1 protein-coding gene is annotated in these 230 nt (G+C 59.1%); it reads right to left on the reverse strand.

Going from position 1 to position 230, the window contains the following annotated elements; translation table 11 throughout:
* Positions 1-230: beta-ketoacyl synthase N-terminal-like domain-containing protein (locus ACRHNM_RS18490; protein WP_431138084.1), on the reverse strand; the 230-nt coding region annotated here is incomplete at both ends.

A 230-nucleotide genomic window follows, 5' to 3' on the forward strand; every position in this document is an offset into this window, starting at 1 on the left:
TTGCGCGTGGACAGGGCATGCATGGCATTGAAACCGCCCATTCCCGCAATGGTTACAGCCGCCTCGCTCCCGCCGGTGACGTCCACATCGCAGTGGCCCAGGCGGATGTAGTTCAGCGCATCGATCATCGCGTTGGCCGAACTCGCACAGGCCGAAACAGTGGTGTAGTTCGGCCGCATAAACCCGTGCTTGATGGAAATATTCCCCGGGGCGATATCCGCAATCATCTT

The sequence above is a fragment of the Psychroserpens mesophilus genome (genome assembly GCF_050617655.1).
Taxonomy (GTDB): Bacteria; Bacteroidota; Bacteroidia; order Flavobacteriales; family Flavobacteriaceae; genus Psychroserpens; species Psychroserpens mesophilus_A.